At 34.2% G+C, this 21,379-nt stretch carries 16 protein-coding genes and 2 pseudogenes; 2 read left to right on the forward strand and 16 right to left on the reverse strand.

Translation table 11 applies throughout. From position 1 onward, the window contains the following. Nucleotides 1-13: 13 nt before the first annotated feature. Nucleotides 14-2,380: a glycosyl hydrolase family 95 catalytic domain-containing protein gene (locus GQR98_RS17850; protein WP_159020756.1), complete on the reverse strand. Its 2,367-nt coding sequence runs from the start codon at nt 2,378-2,380 to the stop codon at nt 14-16. Between the two features lie 528 nt (nt 2,381-2,908). Here GQR98_RS17850 and GQR98_RS19380 point away from each other — a divergent pair. Then, nucleotides 2,909-3,124: a T9SS type A sorting domain-containing protein gene (locus GQR98_RS19380; RefSeq protein ID WP_410488917.1), complete on the forward strand. Its 216-nt coding sequence runs from the start codon at nt 2,909-2,911 to the stop codon at nt 3,122-3,124. A 526-nt stretch (nt 3,125-3,650) separates the two neighbouring features. Continuing rightward, nucleotides 3,651-3,995, forward strand: coding sequence for a hypothetical protein (locus GQR98_RS17860; protein ID WP_159020757.1), 345 nt, complete (start codon nt 3,651-3,653; stop codon nt 3,993-3,995). Between the two features lie 95 nt (nt 3,996-4,090). Here the strand turns inward: GQR98_RS17860 and GQR98_RS17865 are convergent, their stop codons facing one another. The 15 genes and pseudogenes from GQR98_RS17865 to GQR98_RS19080 form a co-directional block, all read right to left on the reverse strand. Beyond that, a complete protein-coding gene (locus GQR98_RS17865; RefSeq protein ID WP_233268043.1) occupies nt 4,091-4,405 on the reverse strand; it encodes a hypothetical protein in 315 nt (104 codons plus the stop codon). A 41-nt stretch (nt 4,406-4,446) separates the two neighbouring features. Next, nucleotides 4,447-4,962, reverse strand: coding sequence for a carboxypeptidase-like regulatory domain-containing protein (locus tag GQR98_RS17870; RefSeq protein WP_159020758.1), 516 nt, complete (start codon nt 4,960-4,962; stop codon nt 4,447-4,449). Between the two features lie 161 nt (nt 4,963-5,123). After that, a complete protein-coding gene (locus GQR98_RS19385) occupies nt 5,124-5,429 on the reverse strand; it encodes a prolyl oligopeptidase family serine peptidase (protein WP_199270297.1) in 306 nt (101 codons plus the stop codon). Beyond that, nucleotides 5,417-5,749, reverse strand: a pseudogene (locus GQR98_RS19070) (alpha/beta hydrolase); the annotation flags it as partial. The gene GQR98_RS19385 and the pseudogene GQR98_RS19070, both read right to left, overlap by 13 nt. Before the next feature lie 550 nt (nt 5,750-6,299). Beyond that, complete coding sequence (locus tag GQR98_RS17880; RefSeq protein WP_159020759.1) at nt 6,300-8,657, reverse strand: T9SS type A sorting domain-containing protein; 2,358 nt, start codon at nt 8,655-8,657, stop codon at nt 6,300-6,302. 144 nt (nt 8,658-8,801) lie between these two features. Then, a complete protein-coding gene (locus GQR98_RS17885) occupies nt 8,802-9,002 on the reverse strand; it encodes a hypothetical protein (RefSeq protein WP_159020760.1) in 201 nt (66 codons plus the stop codon). A 376-nt stretch (nt 9,003-9,378) separates the two neighbouring features. Further along, nucleotides 9,379-11,550 carry a carbohydrate-binding protein gene (locus tag GQR98_RS17890; protein ID WP_159020761.1) on the reverse strand — a complete coding sequence of 724 codons (2,172 nt, stop codon included), beginning with the start codon at nt 11,548-11,550 and terminating at the stop codon, nt 9,379-9,381. A 17-nt stretch (nt 11,551-11,567) separates the two neighbouring features. Beyond that, entirely contained in the window at nt 11,568-13,760 is a 2,193-nt protein-coding gene (locus GQR98_RS17895) for a glycoside hydrolase family 3 N-terminal domain-containing protein (RefSeq protein ID WP_199270234.1), read from the reverse strand. A 367-nt stretch (nt 13,761-14,127) separates the two neighbouring features. Next, nucleotides 14,128-15,567: an alpha-L-fucosidase gene (locus tag GQR98_RS17900; protein WP_159020763.1), complete on the reverse strand. Its 1,440-nt coding sequence runs from the start codon at nt 15,565-15,567 to the stop codon at nt 14,128-14,130. Nucleotides 15,568-15,889: 322 nt separating this feature from the next. Further along, nucleotides 15,890-16,441: a hypothetical protein gene (locus GQR98_RS17905; RefSeq protein WP_233268044.1), complete on the reverse strand. Its 552-nt coding sequence runs from the start codon at nt 16,439-16,441 to the stop codon at nt 15,890-15,892. Between the two features lie 165 nt (nt 16,442-16,606). Next, nucleotides 16,607-16,741: pseudogene (locus GQR98_RS19390) on the reverse strand (alpha-L-fucosidase); the annotation flags it as partial. Between the two features lie 380 nt (nt 16,742-17,121). Then, nucleotides 17,122-17,382 (reverse strand): hypothetical protein, encoded by a 261-nt coding sequence (locus GQR98_RS17910; RefSeq protein ID WP_159020764.1) that lies wholly within the window; start codon nt 17,380-17,382, stop codon nt 17,122-17,124. Between the two features lie 167 nt (nt 17,383-17,549). Next, nucleotides 17,550-18,677 (reverse strand): alpha/beta hydrolase, encoded by a 1,128-nt coding sequence (locus GQR98_RS17915; RefSeq protein ID WP_159020765.1) that lies wholly within the window; start codon nt 18,675-18,677, stop codon nt 17,550-17,552. A gap of 290 nt (nt 18,678-18,967) precedes the next feature. Next, a complete protein-coding gene (locus GQR98_RS19075) occupies nt 18,968-20,377 on the reverse strand; it encodes a PDZ domain-containing protein (protein ID WP_199270235.1) in 1,410 nt (469 codons plus the stop codon). Continuing rightward, complete coding sequence (locus tag GQR98_RS19080; protein ID WP_199270236.1) at nt 20,281-21,327, reverse strand: hypothetical protein; 1,047 nt, start codon at nt 21,325-21,327, stop codon at nt 20,281-20,283. The genes GQR98_RS19075 and GQR98_RS19080 overlap by 97 nt, the downstream gene beginning before the upstream one ends. Nucleotides 21,328-21,379: the final 52 nt, after the last annotated feature.

Raw genomic sequence — 21,379 nt, forward strand, 5'->3', positions numbered from 1 at the left:
AATATAATTGTTACTAATAAGAACTGTAATATTGATGACCTGGTAAACGTTTTGTTTTGTCACCATATCCAAATAGATTTTTCTCCTTTTCAGATTTTGGTAGTTCTGCAATAGTTACGTTCGTTTTACTCAATTTCTTGGAAGTGATCATTACAGATTCGTTTTTCTTTAAATCTACAATGTAAGTACCATTGATTTCTTTATCTACAGAAATGCGCTTTCCGTTGATATAGAATTTAGGGTTTTTAATATCTACCTGTACGTTACATTTGTTTCCTTTCAAACTTGTGACAGAAACAAATTCAGTAATCCCTTTTTCTTTTTTAGCGCTTACCAAAAAGGCTCCTTGTGTTCTTAAGTTATGGAAAGAAACATCTTTCCATTTTTTTGGACTTGCAGGAAATACATTTATTTTATCTCCCCAGCTTTGTAGCATCATATCATGCAAACTAGTTGTAAACGATAATGGGCTTTCAATAACGGGATTGATTTTAACTTCAGAATACATAGTTGTAGAAGAAATGTTTTTGTGTTTGATTAAAAAGTCTAAGTAGTAATAGGCTTTTTCAGCATCTCCCAAACAAGCATACATAGAAGCTGCTCCCGTAGCTGTATAGCCCGTTACAGGCATTGCTTTAATTTTTTTGCCACTAAAGGTAACATCCAACCAATGATCTAAAGAAGTACGTAATAATTTTTTATCTTCTTCTTTTTCGGGAGTAATCACCATTAAAGGATAAAAAGCCAATAAATGAGAGTAATGGCGATGTGGTTTATCAAAAGGAATATCTTTTCCTATTCTAAGGCCGTCTGCATCTATCTGAAACTCTACTAAATTATCTATCAAATGTTGCCAGTCTTTAGCTAATGGATCATTTAATTGATGTTGTTTATCAATATCTAATAATGTTTGGCAACTCCAACGTATTAATGCTAGGGTAAAATTAATATCCATACCATGTCCTGGTTTGTATTCTGGAGACCAGCTATTTTTTATGTGGATTTTACCATCTTTGGAAGCAACAGGGTTTTCCTTAATATAATTTAAATAACCATTAACCGTCTTTTTTAAGATAGGAAATAATTTATCTCTCATACGAATATCATCTCCAGCAAACTTGCAATGCAGCCAATAATCATTTAACATCCATGCTAACATATCAGGTACTTTCCCTCCGTTAAAGGCTATTAAATCTTGAGGCATTAACGCTGCAACGGCGGCACTATTTTTCCATCTAGCAGGAACATTTCCTTCTAGATTTTTTGCATACTTATCAATGTTATTAGGTAAAGACTCACCAATAGACATTCTGTTTGCTGTTAAATGTGTCCAATAAATTAATTGTACGTTTAAATCTCCCCAAACCATTGGCCAAAAAGTTCTATTGTACCAAGGTCCCATTAAATCTAGAATCGGTCCATTCCCTCTAGAAGCAGAACCTAGCTTGTACATTTGAATCCAATAGAAAGATTCTTTTTCAGCATCATTGATGGATAAAAAACTAAGAGGGTAATAGTCATGCCACCATTTTTGATGTGATGACACAAACTTGTTTTGTTGAATAAGATTTTCTGCTATTGCTAAATTTTCAGTTACAATCTCTAAGGAGTTGTGTTCTGGGTAACTATGGTGAACACTTGTGATAAGTTGTTGTTTACCTGATGGATTTCCTGTTAACTTCCAACCTGTAGTGGTTTCACCTCTATTATCAAATAGTGGTTGGTAACAAAAATTATAACCATTCTTAGCGCTTAAGGTTGGCTTTGGAGGCATCTCTAAAATTGTTGCTCTCATTTTTGCCCAACCACCTCCTTTAGGTCCTTTTCCTGCTTTTAAGGCTTCATATACTGGAGGAATAGGATCTTCAGCTTGCCACGTAATTTCAATTTCTTCGTCTTTTGTATCTGTTTCAAAAAAGATAACATCTTTTGTACTGTGTGTAAATCCTTTTATTTTATAGGTTCCTTTAGACGTAGTAATAACACCAGTTAATTCTGCATTCCATAAATTCAAGCGCATCTCAATCCCTGTTATTTCCCCTTTAGATTTCAAATCGAAATGACCGAGTGGCAACCTACTTCGTTTGATCCAAAGCATCTCATCAGCTTTTGTTTTTGCCTCTCTGTGATCATAGTAATCATGTCTTCCTACATGAATTGAAATGACATTTTTGTTTTCTTCCTTTGCTTGATAAAATAAGAAACCAACATTTCCATTACCTGTATATGGCGCTGTTTGCCATTTGTCAGGAACTATATCCCAAAGCATGTCATGCTTAGACAAAAATGATTCGTAGTCAACTTTAAAATCAACTTGTTTTCCTTGAGAAAAACTAGAAATTGAAAAAAAAATAAACACATAAAAAAATAATACTTTCAACTTAAACATTGGCAGTTTAATTTTAACTTATGAAAAACTCTTAACAGCAAAAAACATTCAACTATACAGAATACCGTACAAAGGTATTTTACAAACGAATTTAACTCTTGCTCTAATCGATCAATTACTTTATATAATTCAGTACTAAGTGCTTTTATTGGGTCTGTTATCGATAGTTTACTTTTTCATTTCTTATTCTTATTTCTTCACTTTTACTTTTGGAGAGTTTCTTAAAAATTGTAATTATTACAAACACTAATTAAAATCAAATCTTAAATTTAAGCGGCATGTTTTTTATTTAATGCATCGTTATTTTATTATATATAAGACACTAATTAGAATAAACATGTCCAAAAAGAGCAATAAACTGAATGATTACATAATTATTAAAACTCAAAGTTTAAATAATTTTGTAACCTTTAGCTAGTCAATTAAAAAATTCACATATTGATAGATTTTCTAAAAAAATAGAGGGCAAGGTTGATTGAAAATCAAAATAAATAAATTTCAAACAACCTGACCTATAAAATTAGCCCAAATCCAATAAACGATAGTTTTTCCATTGTAAAAAATTCTATCGAAAAAATTAAAAGCATACAAGTTTTTAATCTGAGAGGAGTACTGGTTAAATCATACAAAGGTGTACAGGATCAATATAATATAAGCGAGTTACGTTCAGGTTTGTACTTAGCTACAATAAAAACAGAAAACAACATTAAAGTAGTGATATTAATAAAAGAATAAACACAACAGAAAACCCCATAGCCTAATTGACTATGGGGCTTATTTTTTTAGAATCTCATCTGATTATTTTTGATTTTGGAATTCACTTTTCCATAAAATTATTCTATCAATAGCATTCTTAGGGAATTCCCTTCGGTACTTCTTCCTGTTTTTATATCTAATTCTAGTTGATTTAAAATAAATTCTGCAATTTTATCACCGACGAAAATACTCTACTTAATAAGTATTCAACTATTCTCAAATAAAAAAGATGCACTATTAATTAATGATTAAATTTATAATCCCCACCGCCTTGGTGATTTGTTAAAGGAACGAAGAAAAATAGACTGAGAGACTACAAACCTATTCAGAATGAAGACTATATCAACTTAGCGAAATATCTGCGTTACATTTCGATGGACTTATAGTAATAATTGACTGAATGGAATAGAGCAAAAAAAAGAGCTAAATAAGCAAAAAAACTACGATTGTAATTTGTTACTTTACAATCGTAAAATAAGTACAAATCATTATAAAATTTTAAAAGATGAAAAAAACAATAGTAACATTTGCATTCGGATTACTAATTAGCTTAACAGCATTCGCACAATCTTCTATAGAAAAATCTGCTATACGAAGAACAAATGAAAGTATCGTAAATATTGAAAAAACAATTGAATTATCAGATACTGAAAAAACAACCTTTTTTGAATTAAAAAAAGAGCAAGTAGTCAACCACATTACTTTAGCTCAAAAATACAAAGAAAGTGATCCCGATAAATTTAAAGAAAAAGTTAAAGAAAATAGAATAGATTTTAACCACAAATTAGATGAGGCTCTAGGTAAAGCAAGAGCAAAAGAAATAGTTGCTGCCGAAAGAGTAAACAAGTAAAGTTGATTACTTTTAACTATAGTATAAAACAACTGTCTAACAAAGTGTTTTTTGGCAGATTTCTTATAAGCTATATAAATTAAAATCTCAGTTTACTACTTAATCTGAGATTTTTTTATTTCTTGAATTAATAAATCTTTTAACTCCTTAACTTTAGCGGGATGTTTATCGGCTATATTATGAAATTCTTTAATATCTGTTTTTAAGTTATATAGAATGTTTTCTGGAAGATTTTTTTTATGCTTTGCAGGTCTTCCTGTAGCATCAATTCCTGAATTTGGAGAAACTATTAATTTCCAATCACCTTTTCTAATAGCAAATATTCCATTTTTACTATGGTTGATAGTAGCTTCTCTTGTAAACTTTCCTTTTTCAGTTAACAACGGCATCATACTATAGCTGTCTTCCACTTCATTGTCTTTTAATTTATAATCTACTAAATCTGCAATAGTTACCTTAAAATCAGTAGTACAAATAGTTTAACTTCAAGACCAGGTAGTTTTTCTAACAGATTATCTATATTATCGTTCGGGTTTACCTTAAAAGCATTAGCGTTATATGAAATAGTATCTTTTTTTATTGAAATTGGAACCACTGCTGATATTGTTATTTCATCTAATGTGCTATTTTCATCAATCATAATAATGATTCCTAAATCTATAGGCGAACCATTACTTACTAAACTCTTAAAAAAATGAGCGTAACCCATCGATGAAAACTGAATTATTAAAGAATCTTTTTCCATGTCTAGACCACTGAAATAACCTTTATCATCTGTAATAGTATAACTAACAAATGTGGAATCTATTGGATTAAGCAAGGCTACCGAAACAAATTCTAAGGGTTCTTTTTCTTCATTTATAACTTTACCAAAAATTGAAGGCTTCGTTTGTGCAAAAAAATCTTGAGATACTGTAAAGCAAGTAATTATTATAACTAGTAATTTAATAATTCCATTTAGGCCCATTTAATTTTTAGAATTACATGATGCTTAAAAACTAGTCTATATCATTTATTAAGCGTAAAACTATTTAATTGTTATATACTTTATTTTCTTATTTCATTCAAAGCCTTGCTGTATATAACCTAATTCCGGCATTTTAAGAAATAATAATAGAAAAACAGAATCTAATTTGTAATCATATTAATATTAACGAGAAACTCCATTGATTTCTCCATAGTCATATTAAAATCAACGGCTGCATTAGTTTTACGAAAAAACGACCCATGAAAAAACCCATGCTCCTTATCTTTAAAAGCTATTAATTCACAAATATTCCCTGCTTCATTCGTTAAGTTGGTAAAACGTTCTACATTTTCAAACGGAACGCTTTTATCTGCTGTACCGTGGTATATTAATGTTGGTGGAATTCCTAGTTTAACATGATGACAAGGAGATATTTCTGTTTTTCTATTTTCGCCTACTTTTTTAATCCATAACTTTTTTCAGTAGTATCAATAACAGGGTTATAGAGAATCATAGCATTTGGCTTAGAACTGATTGAAAGGTCTTCCCCTTCTTCATTATATGATTCAATAACGCCAGTACAAGCTTCTACATGTCCTCCAGCAGAGTCTCCAGAGGAAATAATTCTATCTGGGTCAATTCCCAATTGAGAAGCATACTCCCTTACCCAACGAACTGCGGATTCCCCATCTATAACGCATTCAAAAGGAGAGGTTTTATGTTTGCTTTTTATTCTATATTCTGCAGAAATAGCTAAAATTCCGTTATCTGTAAATTTTCTTGAGCTTCCTGACGAAAAGGATCTTTCTCGCTACTAAAATTCTCCTTCAGACGAAGAGAATAGATGACCTTTACCCCAGGCGCCCTAACAAATTCGAAAGCACTGGCAATTTGGTCTTCAGTAGGGCCTGCCTTTTAGTATGATCCTGGGTATTACCACTGAGACGCAAGCTTTTTATAACAAGAGTTTTGAATATAGCAATGAGCGGCTTGTTATCAGGTCGAAAATAAGGAACCTCATCATCTTCAGGTTACAGCAGCTCTATTTCATGACTCACTCCAATTGAAGTCGGTAAAATTTCATATTTGAGCTTGCTAAGTAGTGACGGATACTGTAACTTGGTCAGAAGCAGGATTTGCAGTTGACGAAAACAGAAGACTGCAGATGATGAGAACGCTTATAATTTTTTTCATTGAATTTCTTCTTTCCATAACCTGATGTTTAAATATCTAATCTAATTCTCTCATTCGGAAGCTGTTTAATATCCTATTGGAATTTCGAGATGCCTTTTTTAACAACTTCTCTATTAAGGCTGATGATTCTACTTAATTCTGTATTACATCTTAATTATTTTTCTTAAATAGGTTTTATCCTCATTTGAAATGCGAACAATGTAGAACCCTGGAGATAAATCACTAATATCAACAGGTGTGATACCACTTTGGATAGTGGTGGAAATTATAATATGGCCTGTAAGATCAATAACATTCATAATAACTGTTTCAGTGTCAGCATACTCAACATTCATAATTTCTGAAACTGGATTAGGATAAATTCTAATCTTGTCTGTAATCGGGCTATTTAAATTGGCTAACGCTGAAGGTATTAGTTGTAGAGCAATGCTTGTATCACTTAAAATTTCAACATTTTGAGTTAAAGTGTGGTAACCTTCTTTGCTTATCACTAAAGGAAAGCTACCTGCAGGCATTTGTGCTTGTACATTTCCCTCGGCATTAGTAAAATAATAGCGATCATTTATAGCAAGAGAAGCATAAGATATGCCGTCACCTGTCAATTCATCTGTCACACTAAATGATACTGAATTGGGTACATCATAGACCACCACTTCTGCTAGTGACATGGATCCGCTCCCATTTAGTTGAACTTTTACCGTCTTCCCTATTACACCGCCAGCATCCATAGTAATAGAGGGATAAGGTGAATCAGCAAAATATTTAGAGTAAGTCACCACACTATCCGCATCGAGCACATAGACAGTAAAGTCTGTTACTCTGTCTTTACAACAATCATCTGTTCTACTGTAAAGTGAAATCTGTCCTATATTGTAACTAACACCTAAGTCTACTTGCCACCAAGCATTCATCTCTGTTTCAGTATGCGTGACCGACTGTTTTGAAAAAGCCCCATCAGTATTGCCATCGATAGCTCTTTCTGCCAATGCGGTAAAAGCAGTTGAGGATTGTGAAGCTATCCCTGTCAAAGCAACATTAGTGCCTCCAATATTTTCACCAATCACTGTTAATCGACGGGTGACATCAAGGGCCATATCGTATTCGGAATTACCCGCCTGCGATGCTGTTATTAAAGTATAACCAGCACCTACCACATGAATTTTGTTCTTAATAACAACGGCCACTTCAGTATTAGAACTGCTAATGGTTACTGGCAAACCCGAAGTCGCTGATATTTCCGGGTCAAAACCTGCATTACCAACTGTTTTGGTGCTTAGTTCGGGAAATACGATATATTGATAACTAGCAGGAAAGGTTTCGCCGACCAGCTTAGCTCCCGCAGGACGTGTATAAGGTATAAAATCGGGCATAGGTACTGTTCCTAGTCTAGCATCGACCTCTTTCAAAACAGTCAATTCATCTTCGCTCATCATCCCCAACGTATAAGTGGTAGAAAAAGTCATCGCACAGCCAACATCTGTCAGATTGCGCACCACACGATAGGCCTGCTCCTCATCTTTAAAAACAAGATCAACGCTAGCTACGGACCATCTTTCTCGCATAGGAACAAACGCATGTTTTAAAGCATTTTTGCTGCCATCGAAAGTCCCCCAAGGTTCTGCAATCATATCAGGAAAGGTATATTCTTCGTAACCAAACGAGTTAGGTGGTGCACCTTGTTGTAAAGGCGTAGGATGGCCTCCCGTAAAATCCATATATGGATCTGTAATTTCATACTTTTTAATTTTGTAATCCGTTGAATCCGGGTCATCTAGTCCATCGGAATCTACTAGTATATAATCACCATTAGAGTAAGTAAAGTAGCCTAAAAAATCTTCCGTATCACTTTCAACAACTGTATTCGTAGCTAACGACACCGTAGAATCTACCGATCTAATCATTGCCTCATAAGCTGCCATACCGCCAGGTAGTTGATTGGTATGATCTAACCAATAACCATCGGCAATACCTTTAAATCGTTCAAAATAGCCTTTGCATACCGTACGCCATGCCAATCCCTCATCGCCGCCAAATTCTCTGTTATAATACGTTTCCCAAGCCAACTTATACTCTTCATTGTCGGGAGTACCTCCACGGGCAGATGGGCCATCAGTGGCAACGTATAGAATTATCTTTTTGCCTGCTTTCTTAAATACATCAAGGACTTCAAGAAACTTTTCTTCGTTCTCTATAGAAGGTACGAAATCGGGATGAATTTCAGTGGCCACATCGACATAAGGATTATCTCTGAGCATGAAATAATAGCCATGAGCACTATGTGTAAAACTAGAAAAGACATGGCCCATAGTGGGTAACTCATCTACAATTTGCTGTGCCCCTTCTAAATATATATTTTCGGTATTGGTGTCAGTACGTATACTTCCCCCTACCTGATACCATATTCCCCAAGAACCAGACATCCATGATGCATTGGGTTCCTCTTGTGCATTAGTCGGCAAAAATGCTAACACGACTAAAATTACTATAAATAGTTTCTTCATATCTAGCTTTATTTTTTTTAATAATTGAAGTTGTTTAAAGTCCTAAATCAGGACTAATTATTAGACTTAACATACTGACATACTAGCGTTTACTCCTCATGCTTAAAAAAACATAGATCAGATGATTAGTACTAAAATTATTCTTTAATAAGTTTCATTATAAGTGACATAATTATCCTTAGAAAAAGAGACTTGGTAAGAACCGCTATCCAATTCGAAGCTAGCTTTACCAGAAGCATCGCTCAAGGCACTTTTGCCCTCCACATCTACTGTTACACTAGAAATGCTTTGACCTCCATCATCTTCTACCACAAAAGCAACCTCAAAAGGATCTGGCCTAGGCACTAAACTATTCGTTGACTTCAGCTGATCAATATAATACACAAAGTCTTCATCTAATTCAACACCATCTTCAGGTTACAGCAGCTCTATTTCGTAACTCACGCCAATTGAGGTCGGTGATATTTCATGTCCAGGCGTACCGGTTGTGACGGATACTGTAACCTGGTCAGGCACAGCATTTGCAATTACCGAAAACAGAAGACTGCAGATGGTAAGCACGCTCATAAATTTTCATTGTAATTCTTCTTTTCATAAGTTGATATTCAAATATTTATCTATTTTTTTTCATTCTGAAGCTGTTTTAAGTACCTCTTGGAATTTCGAGATGACTTTTTTAACAACTTCTCTATTAAGGCTGATGATTCTACTTAATTCTGTATTACATCTTTATTATTTTTCTTAAATAAGTTTCATTCTCGTTTGATATTCGAACAATATACAATCCAGACGGTAAATTGCTAATATCATAAGAAGCAGAACCTTCATTAATATTAACGGAAAGCACAGTTTGACCAACATGGTTAATGATGTCCAATACAGCCGCTTCGGATCCAGAAAATTCTACATTAATAATATCTGATGCAGGGTTTGGATAAATTAGTAAATTAGTATCTGTATCAAGATCAGAAACAGAATTACTTAAATCTTTATCAAGATTAGAAATGGATTTATTAGCGCTTGTTAGACTGTTAAATTCAAACCAGGTTAAATTCATCAATGACGTTGTGCTTCCCGTAAATACAAGATACACATCATGTACACCACTAACACTCGTTAGGTTTGCGCTTACGGTAGTCCAATTTTGCCATCCACCTGTTGATACCACAGGTATAGTACCAATCAATGTACCAGTAACACCACCTAATCGTACTTCAATATCTCCAGATCTAGCAGTCGCAACTCGTGCACTAACACTTGTTGCACAGGTAAGGTCAATATTACTATACATACACCAATCACCTGGATCAATACCAATAACATCCAAACCTCCATTGACGTCTGTACTATTTCTAGTGTTTATTCCTAACATACTATCGTAATTTTCACTTTCTATTTTTGTAAATGTTGCACAATTTACACCCCCTTCAAAAACTTCTACCTCGGCTAAGGATAGAGCAGCGGTTCCATTTAAACGAACACGTATTGTTTTTCCCATGATATTTCCAGCATTTACTGTTACCGAAGGATCAGGATATGATGAAAATGTTTTATGAAATACTCTAGCCCCAGTAGCATCATAAACAAGAACTGTAAAATCATTTAATCTATCCATGCAACAACCTGTTCTCCCAAATACATTAATATCTCCAATGCTATATTCGGCACCAAGATTTACTTGCCACCATGGGCTCGTTTCTGTACCATCAGTATGCGTTACAGAACCACCAGAAAATGCACCGTTTGTATTGTTATCTATTGAACGTGAAGCTTCTGCATTAAGAATTGTAGATGATTGTGAGGCTGTACCATTTAAGGCAAGATTAGTAGAAGTTGGACCCCAAACAATAGACGAGGTTCTATCCGACACATTCACGGTTACAAAAGCATTTGCAAAAGTACGTGTATAAACAGAGCCGTTTACAGTAGCTGGTCCATTAGGTTCACCGATGTATTTCCCAAAATCATCATGCCAAATCTGTAAATCTGCTGAACTATAGCCATTATAAAAGTGACGATGAAAACTTTGGTTATTGGCAATAATAAGATGAGCAGCCATGGCAAATTGATGGTCTGTTCCCCAAACACCATCAGGCTTTGAAGTTGTTATGATATACTTATCCGATGGAACTGCAAGCAATGCATCTAACATCGCTTTCCCATCTAATTCTGTGTCGCATATATGATGGAAGAATGATTCCACAAACACACCATCAGAATGTTCAACAGTTCTAGATCCAGCTAAAAATTCTCCATCTCCCGAAGGCCAAAAAGCACTATGAATGACAATTCCATCCGAATTATCTCTCATTCTAGCTAAAGCCGTTTCTAGTTTGGTTAATCCATTATCTCCACGCTGAGAATTTACTGTTGCCACCAAATCAATAAAAACTCCTTCATGAGATGTGTTATTCATCTGATCTATACCAACATCTGACCACCAAGTGACAAAAGCATCTTCATTCCATGTCCATCGATCTTGTCCTGTAGTATCAGTAAATAACCACTCAGGATGTACTACAAGAATGTCTTCAGATTCTTCATAAATAGTTTGATGAGGTTTAGATGCATTCCAATAAAACAGAACTTTGCTATCAGGGTTGTTTGCATTAATTTGATCAGAAGCTACACCAGAGGCAAACTCCGATGAGGGATTAGGATACAAAATGTTTGCATGACGTTTTTCTACAGTAAAAATAAAGTTGTGATTTTCAATCCAATCGTATTCAGTAGCTGAAAATCCATTGACATTAAAGGCATGACCATACATGCGAAGGGAAGACCAATCACCAGGACCTACAACTTGTGCATCAACATCCTGAAAAACAAAAAACAATGTTATTAATAATACAAAACTTTTAAGTTTTGAAAATAGACTAAAATGTGTTCTCATAATTTAATTAATTTAACTTATTCAACATTAAAACTTCCTTTTAAACGAATATCCTTAGACGAAGAACCTATTTCTATTATGAATCTACCCGGTTCAGTCACTCTTACCATATCGTTATTCAAAAGGCTCAAATCTTTAGTATTTAGATTAAACACAACAAGCTGTTCTTCGCCTGGCTTAAGAGAGATTCGTTTAAATCCTCTTAACACTTTTTCATAAGTGACCACGGAACTAACTTCATCAGATATATATAACTGAGCAACCTCATCACCTTTGTATTTCCCTGTGTTTTTAATCACACATTGTATCGTAAGCTCAGAATTAGCAGTAGCAGTATCTGTACTTAATACAAAGTTGCTATATTCAAAATTCGTATAACTTAAGCCATAACCAAATGGATATAGTCCACTACTAACACGTGTATTACCAATTCCATTAGGGCCTTTAGCATGCTGTCCTGCCTGTGCACTTTGTTTTGTTGGAAAGTTATAAGGCACCTGTCCCACAGATCGAGGAAAAGTAACAGGTAACTTCCCTCCTGGATTATAGGAACCAAAAAGTGTTTCAGCAATGGCCTGCCCGCCATATTCACCAGGAAACCAAGCCTCAAGAATTGCAGGAACATCTCTATCTAAACGGTTAATTGTTAACACCCTTCCATTTATAAGCACTACTACAATTGGTTTCCCTGTTTTAATAAGCTCATCCATTAATTTTCGCTGTACAGGCGGTAAATTAAGCGATGTGCGAGAACGGGATTCACCAACAATATGTTCACTTTCGCCAAGTACAGCGATTATAAGATCATTGTTTTTAGCTGCAGCAGCTGCATCACTTATCATTTTCTCATTCTCATCAGAAAATGGCATGGGGTATAATTCATTTTCAGGAAAATTAGGATCCGTAATATCACAGCCTGGGAAATAGTTAATCTGACTTTGTTTACCAACATAGGTTTGAATACCGTCTAATACTGTTATTACATTAATATCAGAAGGGCCGTATCTACTCAATGAATGCTCTTTATTGGTGGCATTTGGTCCTGTTACAAGAATGTTATCCCACTGTTTTATGTCTATTGGCAACAACTGATTTTCATTCTTTAATAAGACCATTGATTCACGTGAAGCTTGAAGAGCAATTTTCTCATTTTCGCTACTATGTGTTATTTCATCAGCTTTTTCAGGAACCCCATAAGGATTGTCAAATAAACCAACCGTAAACTTAACTCTTAAAACATCTTTCACTAGATTATCAATAACAGACACTGGAATAGCTCCTTCAGAAATTAACTCTCTAAGTGGTTTAATATAATTCTGAGGAGCATTAAAATTGGTACGCACATTTAAACCTGCTAGTACAGCTAAGCGAACTGTTTCTTTATAAGAATCGGCAATCTTATGACGTCCTTCAAGACCGCCCACTGCCCAACTATCAGAAACTACGTATCCTTTAAACCTAAACTGATTGCGTAATATTTCAGTTAAAAAGTAATTACTAGATGTAATCGGCACTCCATTATAGTCGTTATAGGAACTCATAACACCCATCGCTCCTGCCTCTTGTATTGCTACTCTAAAAGGTTCCAAATACATATCATGAAGTTCACGCTCATTTACATGAGGATCTGTACGAGCCTTTCCATCACGCCCACCTTTGGGAGAGCCATAAACAGCAAAATGCTTCGCCGTAGATATTATGTTTTGGCTTTGTAGACCTTTAACCATGGCTTTACCATACTGAGAGACGAGATAAGGGTCTTCTCCATAACACTCAACAACACGACCCCATCTAGGATCTCTTGCTAAATCAAGAATAGGTGAATAAACATTTGTATATCCATTAACACGAGCCTCTTCACCCGTGATTTTACCTATTTTATTTATAAGTTCAGTATTCCAAGTACTCCCCACTCCTATTTGAGCAGGGAAACAGGTTGCTCCTTTAAAACACAAACCTCGTATTCCTTCATTAGTAAATTCAACAGGTATCCCTAGTCTTGTTTCTTCAATAAACCAGCGCTGTACTTCATTAAGTGCTCGCCTATGTAAAGATGGAGGAGACAAGAAATTACTGTTTTCACTTTTCTTTCCTACATTATTTAAATGCTCATCAATATTAGCCAAACCATCTTTCCAAATTTCATTTTTCCAGTTTTCCGTTGGTAGTTCATCTTTAGCTACTCTACCATAACCATATAGAGTTACCATCTGACAAGTTTTCTCCTCAATTGTCATTTGACTCAGGAGATCATTTATCCTATTCTCTATAGGTTCAGTAAGATCCTCATAAACATCTTTTTTATTATTTTTATTTAGATCAATCCAGTTGTCATTATATATATCTGCTTGTTCTTTTTCCGAAACAAATAATTGAGCAGATGCATTTTTGTAAATGGCTAAAGAGAGAATTGAAATTACAATTAGTTTTTTCATACTTTATATTAATGTATGTTAATAAATTACGTACTAGTGATTTCCTTAAAAATTCTTATAAGTATATCATACATTTTTTAACTATATTAAAAAATAGAAAATTTTCAATTCTATTCTCCTATAGCTTTATTATAGGTTTCTGTTACTTAAACGACAACTTCACAACATCTACAAGCCCCGAACGGTTTACATCAGGCAACGTAAGCGTAAGAGTTCCTGCTTTCCATTTGAAAACAATTTTCTCACCAGTACGCAGTAATACTGCACTATTCGGTCTCGGAACATCTTTCCAAATAACAGTATTCGTATACTCAGGAAGCGTAGGAATCATATCCTTAGTTTTTCGGAGCTTCTGCATCTGCGAAGGAAACTGTTCAAAAGATTCCGGAAGCTTCGGAAGAAAATGGATGTAAGCATTTTTTCCGTCCTTCGATAATGTGATCGGCTGGTTACACTTTTCCGGCCACGGCCCAGCCATGATTTCATAAACTGCCTCACTACTGTGTTTCATCCATTCGGCCATTTTGTTCCAGCACACTATCGCTTCCTCCGGAGTTTCACCATCTCCTTTAGGGCCTACGTTTGCAAGCAGGTTACCACCCCAAGCACGAAGGCAGGAAACATTGGTTAATGTAAATGCAGCATCCGCATGAGGAAAATTATCCTGATAACTCCAAAATCGCATAGGCCACAATGGTGTACAAGTTTCAAACCAAGTATTAAAACGCTTCTCGGGTAGTTTTCCTTCGGAATGACCAAAATCTCCCGGCTCATTGTTACGGGCGTTAATCACAATACCTGGTTGCAATTCGCGCACTTTGTCATTAGGAAGTTGACCTTTCCCTCCATCAAACCACATAAGATCAATCTTACCATAGTTGGTAAGTAATTCAGTCAAATGCTGTCGTACTAGATTTCGCCCTTCTTCTTGTTTTTTCTCCGACATCTTTGGCAGCTTATCTACCTGTTTGTGATTCATATCTAACTTCACTTTCCTGTCAAATGACCAGCTTCTATACTCTCGTTCAAAATACCAATCTGGCGGAGAATAATAGAAACCTACTTTAAGGCCATGTTTACGACATGCATTCACAAACTCCTGCACAAAATCTCGACCATCAAAGGTATGTTTCGTACCTATTTCGCCATATTCTGTTGGCCAAAGTGTAAATCCGTCATGGTGCTTAGTGGTAAAAACAGCATAAGTAAAACCAGCCGCTTTTGCTGCAGCTAACATTGTATCATAATCCACATTTGGAGCTTTCCAGTCTTCCATCAACGCATAATAATCATTAGGTACCGTGGTGTAATCCCACCACGGACGATTCGCTAGCGTAGTCCAAGAAAGCCCTCCTTTCCCTTGTACAGCTGCCATTCCCCAATGGATAAAAAGCCCAAGTCCAGCATCAGGAAACCACTGTGCCTCAGAGAGTCTGTTTTGGGATGTTAACTGAATTCCTGACTGCCCCAATGCCTCTGCCTGTGCTTTGGCTGCCTCCTCAATTTCAGAATTAGACTGTGCTGTAGCAGCTCCACCCACAAAACATGCAAGAATTAATGAGATATAAAACGATAATTTCATTTACTTATTTTTTTTTGATTACTTATTATTACACAATTCTATTTATTCGTTTAACCAACTAAAGACTAAAGAATATCCATTTACAAAACTCAATCTTGTTTTTATTTAATCTTTCATAACATTCGCCTCTAAAACATGCTAGCAAACGTTTGCGCACACGAAAAAACTAGCTTTCATAAAATCCACTTATTTTAAAACAAAGATGATTTAACTATGTAACAAAACTTTTCTCTAATCAATCATTTATTAGCTCACTTTAGTCATTTTTGTTTTTGAAACATTTCTAGCGATTTAAGGAAAAAAAAGTTGTATTTCTAAAAACTTATTTATCTACAGGTATTAACTCCAATCCTTTAAACTTATATCTACTACTTTTTTTAGATAACTTAGACGGATGTATAACTATTTGCTGTATTCCCTTTTTCTCTATTCTAACAGTAGCTGTTTGTAGTTTTTTATGCATTGCACCTAAGTTACCTTTGGCATCTAAAATCTGTGTATCACCAACTGTTTTTATTTCAAATTGTAAACGACCATCACCATTATCTTCCGTGATGATTTTAAAAATCCCTGGCTGAGAAACGTTAACCGTCCACATAAGTCCTTGCTTAGGGTTTTCTCCCCAACGATGAGTCACTTTTTCTTCATAATCATAACTTATCCTTCTAATTTTATATTCACATTTTTCAACAGGTAATACAATAGAACCATCTTTTTGCTGCTGCAATGTCTCATCTACTACTTTAGCTATTTCATCTTCTAAATCTAATACAACTACAGTAACCTTTGGATCTCTTAAACTATCAGGTACATCAATCTTAACAAAATCTTTTTCTTGCTTAAAACTCAACCCTTTTTGTTGGATATCTGACAAACAATACGCCTTTGACACCTTAGATAATAATCCTTTAAGTGATACTCCTGAAGATTCAAAATTTTTAATATGCAAATAAATTTTACCTGGTTTACTGGTAATGGCATATGGAGGGAATTTTAAAGGACTAGGATCAGCACCATAAATAGCTTCAACATTAATTTTGAGCCAGTCTCCAATAGCAGTGATACTATTTATCTGTGATTGAGGTATGGTTCCATCAGGTCGTGGTGCAACATTTAGTAAATAAACACCTCCGTTACCGACAATACGGCACAGACTATAAATAAAATCACTATACTCTTCAGAACGATCATTTTCGGCACCAAAAGAAGTATAGCCCTATCCTCTTTGAGTAACTGATTCATGAGTTTGCCATGGAACCTTTAAATCTGATAACCAAGCTGCCTTACTAACACTTGGTGTCTTTCCATTGTCTATAGAAACATCAAAATGGCCAAATCCTTGACCTAATCTTGAATTAACCAATGCTCCTGGTTGGTTCTCTTTTACCACACCAACCCTCTACAAGCAAATGGAACTAATGGATGCTCATTAACCCACTCACCTTCACAAGTATCTTGAGGTTCAAATGCAACGGTTCTTTTCACATTAAAACTTCTAATGTTTCTGGCTGATGGTATTAAACTTTTTATTTCTGGAACTGCACCCACACGAAATTACATATTAGATTGCCCTGAACAAATCCAAACATCGCCAACTACAATATCTAAAATTTGTATAACCTCTTGTTTAACCGAAGATGACACAACCATAGCTCTTGGTTCAAAACTAGCTTTTAAAGCTGCTAAATCTATACGCCATTTACCATTTGAACCGACTACCGTACTTTTTTCTGAGTTTGCAAATTCTACGGTAATGGTTGCTCCAGCTTCTGCCTTTCCCCATACAGGAATGGGCATATCGCGTTGTAAAACCATGTGATCTTTAAAAAGCGACGCCAATTCTAATGTAACTTCAGAAGTAGATCTTAAAATTGGTTCTGTTACTGCAAACAGGTATTATTTGCAAATAATAAAGTGCTTAAATTTAAGCTAAAACCTACAATTAAAATACTTAATTTTTTTATTTTCAATACATTTAATTGTTATAAGTTAGAAACAAAATAGTCTACTGTCTTTTGAATAATCCATTCGCGAGTTGGTTCGATATCTTTTCCTACTTTTCTCCAGTTATGCCCTGCATTTTTGATGATTATTGTAGTTACAGGAATACCAATTTTTTTTGCTTTTTCTTCCATATAATAAGCATGCTTTACAGGAATGGTTGTATCACTATCTCCTTGAATCATCAATAAAGAAGGACTTTTTTTGGTTAAATAATTAATCGGACTCATTTCTCTATACAAGGCCAACTTATCTTTTTCTTTGGTGTCTGGCATTAATATTCGGGGTCCAAATCTATCTCTAAAGTTTTCTCTGTTATCATGATTAAATAAACTTGTTTTTTCAAAATCACATGGTCCATACCATGAAACTCCTGCAACCATTTTATAGTCATAACCTTTTAATAAACGATCGCCTTCTAAACTTTCAGGAGAGCTTAACAATAACATTTGCGAAATCTGACCTCCAGCTGAATCTCCAAAAGAATAAAATCGACTTTTATCTACCCCTAATTCCTTATTGTTTTTAGATAAATAACGAAGGGCATCTTTACAATCTATTACACAATCTCGCATTGCAGTTGTACCATTTTTTTCCCACAGTCTATAACTAACTGAAACTACACAAAACCCTTTTTCTAAAAGTGCTGTATGTACTGTTTTAAATGATGCATTGGAAGCTCCATGTCGGCTACCCGCAGCCCAACCACCGCCATGCGTATAAATTACAACTGGTAATTTTTGATTTTCTTTTACATTTTTAGGATAATAAATATCTAGGTATAAATCTTCTTCATTCGTGACTTTATACAATACATTTAACTTTCGTTTTCCTCCAGTATTTAAATAAGGGACTTGTATTTTACTTGCATACTCTTCAAAACTAATCTGATTGTCTTTATTTGCATCAAATCTTTTTAATTTTTTCCAGCTTCGTTCATTTTCCTTTTCAGAAAACTGACCATCCTTATTTTTATCTAATTTTACCCAGGCTTTTTTCACGTATAATTCACGATACCTCCCTTCAGATTGATCATCTGTTTGAGAAATTACTTTTAAAAATGGAAATGTTATAAGTAACAGCAATAAATGTAATTGTTTTCTTTTCATAATAATTTATTAGAATTCAAAAAGATTAAAAATGTGTATTCATTAGGGTTCAAAAATAAACGAATTAAACAAAGCATACTTTCTCTTTTCAACCATTAACTTGCCCGTTTCAATACAATTCCATAAAAATTTAGAAGTTTCCTACTAGTAATAAAAAAAACCATTTTTAAATATTCAGAGGCATTAATATTCTTTTCTGTATCCTTTTGGAGAAGTGATAGATGCACGTTTACAACTTATCATACATCCGTGCCTATTCTAATAGTCACTATTATTTACTTCACAAACTATTAGTTTATAAACTCTACGCTTATTTCTTTCTGATCTCTTATTATGGTAAATAATATATTCTCTCGATATTCGTATTTTTTATAAATTTCTATAAAATTTGAGATGTTTTTCACCTCTTCTGCTGTAACATTTATAATTACATCTCCTTCTTTAAGCGATGATTTTGACAACTTACAATTTTCATCAATCTTCAAAACGATAACACCATCCATACTGTGGATTCCGAAAGAAGATTGTTCTTCTATTGTTTCTATTTCTTTAAGGGTGACTCCTAACCATTTTTTAGTTTTCGCACTTACTCTTCCTGACAAATGAATATTCAAGTCAGGAATTTCAGGTTCTTTTGCTATAGCTTTTAGTTTTGGATTTTGAACCCCAAAATTATCCATTCTGAAATTTTTAAAACCAATTTTTAAAGCTGGTGAACTATCCTTAACCGTAAAATCGCCATTCTTAGGGTTTACGAATAAAGGGTTACCATATAAACTATTTGTATCTGTCCCTTTATCCCTAGACCTTTCTAATGCTTTTTTATTCGGAAATAAATTATAATCCACTTCTTTACCCCAACCTTTAAGACGTATATCTGCATATTTTTTCATGACAATATTATTGGTAAAAACATCTTCACTATTTGAAAACCAAACATGCGGATGGAAGGAATTATTTACCATTATATTATTTTTAACAACGCGATAATAGCCCTCTCGTAATTTTATTCCCCTGTTTAAACAGAGGTTATTGTAAATTTCATAATTAGAAGAGCCATCATCTAAATCAATATCCCAACCATGGTCACAACGAAATCTGTTGTTTCTAATAATGGTAGTATACATAGCATCCCGCAATGGCATTTTAGGGTTTTGTTTTACCAAACTATCCATTACATTGTATTTTGGATGCCAAAAACGGTCTCGACCCCAAGAGTTAAATGAACCGTGATCACTAGTCTCTAAAACGGTATTAAACACATCGTTAAATTCAATAATATGACCACCCCACGTACCTTCACTAACATTAATTCCTGAACGCGGCACATCATAAATACTATTGTTTTTTACGTGAATTTTCATTGCCATGGAAATCTGTACTCCGGCTACTTGCTTTTCAATACGTCCAATCTTATAAATTAAATTATTTTCCACTAAACAATTAGAAGGATATAATTCGTTTTTAGGACCTGTAACAGTATCCATATCTTTCATAGGAACAAATTCTCTATATTGATATGATGGGGAACGCACTGCTGTTGAATCACCAACAAAAGAAATTGCAGATGCCCCACAATTATATATTTGGTTGCCAATAATTTCTATGTTTCTATTATAACCATTTGCAAAAATAAGGTTCCCTCCAAGGTTTGTGAATTCGCAATCATTAATAGAAACATTTTCTGTACCATCAAGCAATAAAGCGCCTCCTCTATAAATGGTCCAATCACTACGTAAAGTTGATGATATTGTTCCATAAAAGTACGTGAAGCATGTTGAAAATTGATACCTGAGATATTCACATTCTTTACAGGATTTTCTAAACTCCCTTTAATTTCTAAAAGATGCTTTAAAACACTTACTTCAATTTTGGCATTTGCTAAATCTGTATCTCCATCTTTCCAAACATATAGTTTATGATTTGTTTTGTCTAAATACCATTCTTTATCACTATCCAATTCTTCAAATACATTTTCCACCATTCTATATTCTGGATGCATTGGCGATGGACGATTATTTTGATGTCCGCCTTTTAATTCGAACTCTCCGTCCTCTGCTACATCAACGATTTCATAATGAAAACCACCCCAACATCCGCAATGCATAGCATGCAAAAAACCACCTATCGGGTTTTCCCAATTAGAGGTTCGTTCCTTATCGATAGCGTCTGCTGCATAACCTTGCCAATAGCCTCCATTTTCATCATAATTAGGATACCTTGCCAAAATTTGCTTTTCTCCATTTATAAAAAGTTGATTAAAATCTAATGTATTATCAATTGAAGTAACCAAAATTTTTTTATTGAAAGATTCCCATTTAGTATCAATAATCTTTGAACCTTTAATAGTTACTTTATCTGCGCCTTCTCCAACAATGGCTATATTATTTAATTGAGAAGTGATAACTAAAGGAGAAGATAAATGATAATCGCCTTCTAGAAGATGAATTGTAATAACATCTTCTTTACCCCTATTAATTAACCGAGCATTTTCTAAGGCATTTTTTAAGCCTTTAAAAGGTTTTTCTTTTGTTCCATCATTGGTACTACTTCCCAATGGACTAACATAAATATCTATTGCTTTATTTTTACAACTTTGTACATTGATAATTAATAAAAACAAAAAACTTATATATAAGGTTTTTTTCATTTAAATATAATTTATTTTAATAATCTAATACTCTGTATAAAAGTGCTATTTA

The organism is Algibacter sp. L3A6 (assembly GCF_009796825.1).
In the GTDB taxonomy this organism is placed as follows: Bacteria; Bacteroidota; Bacteroidia; order Flavobacteriales; family Flavobacteriaceae; genus Algibacter.

Bases quoted from the DNA above. Each gene is read 5' to 3' on its own strand.
- GQR98_RS17860 (WP_159020757.1), top strand. From the start codon at position 3,651: ATGAAAAAAACAATAGTAACATTTGCATTCGGATTACTAATTAGCTTA.
- GQR98_RS17870 (WP_159020758.1), bottom strand. From the start codon at position 4,962: ATGGGCCTAAATGGAATTATTAAATTACTAGTTATAATAATTACTTGC.
- GQR98_RS17880 (WP_159020759.1), bottom strand. From the start codon at position 8,657: ATGAAGAAACTATTTATAGTAATTTTAGTCGTGTTAGCATTTTTGCCG.
- GQR98_RS17890 (WP_159020761.1), bottom strand. From the start codon at position 11,550: ATGAGAACACATTTTAGTCTATTTTCAAAACTTAAAAGTTTTGTATTA.
- GQR98_RS17895 (WP_199270234.1), bottom strand. From the start codon at position 13,760: ATGGTAACTCTATATGGTTATGGTAGAGTAGCTAAAGATGAACTACCA.
- GQR98_RS17900 (WP_159020763.1), bottom strand. From the start codon at position 15,567: ATGAAATTATCGTTTTATATCTCATTAATTCTTGCATGTTTTGTGGGT.
- GQR98_RS17910 (WP_159020764.1), bottom strand. From the start codon at position 17,382: ATGGTTTTACAACGCGATATGCCCATTCCTGTATGGGGAAAGGCAGAA.
- GQR98_RS17915 (WP_159020765.1), bottom strand. From the start codon at position 18,677: ATGAAAAGAAAACAATTACATTTATTGCTGTTACTTATAACATTTCCA.
- GQR98_RS19080 (WP_199270236.1), bottom strand. From the start codon at position 21,327: ATGAAAAAAACCTTATATATAAGTTTTTTGTTTTTATTAATTATCAAT.